The following is a 329-nucleotide window of genomic DNA, read 5'->3' as shown; positions in this document are numbered from 1 at the left end:
TATTGATGTATTGAAATCAAATGGCATTCAAATCAGTATGGATGGTAAAGGTCGATGGGTAGATAATGTGATGGTTGAACGATTATGGCGGAGCGTTAAATATGAAGAGGTGTATCTCAAAGCTTATAGCAGTGTCACAGATGCGAAAAAGCAATTGAGTGCATATTTTGAGTTTTATAATCTGAAACGACCTCATTCGAGTCTAGACAAAATGACACCAAATGAGTTTTACTATGATCAGCTACCCCAACAAAACAAGGTGGCTTAACTAGAGCGGAATATCACTTATAAATACGCTTTTAGTTGTTCAAACAAGTGGAACCACCTCT

At 37.1% G+C, this 329-nt stretch carries 1 protein-coding gene; it reads left to right on the top strand.

Going from position 1 to position 329, the window contains the following annotated elements:
- A partial coding sequence (locus OKC24_RS20015) for an integrase core domain-containing protein (protein ID WP_188322668.1) occupies nt 1-268 on the top strand: 268 nt, incomplete at its 5' end.
- Nucleotides 269-329: the final 61 nt, after the last annotated feature.

This window comes from Acinetobacter entericus (assembly GCF_026168575.1).
In the GTDB taxonomy this organism is placed as follows: Bacteria; Pseudomonadota; Gammaproteobacteria; order Pseudomonadales; family Moraxellaceae; genus Acinetobacter; species Acinetobacter bouvetii.
This window is presented reverse-complemented; position numbering and strand designations above follow the sequence as displayed.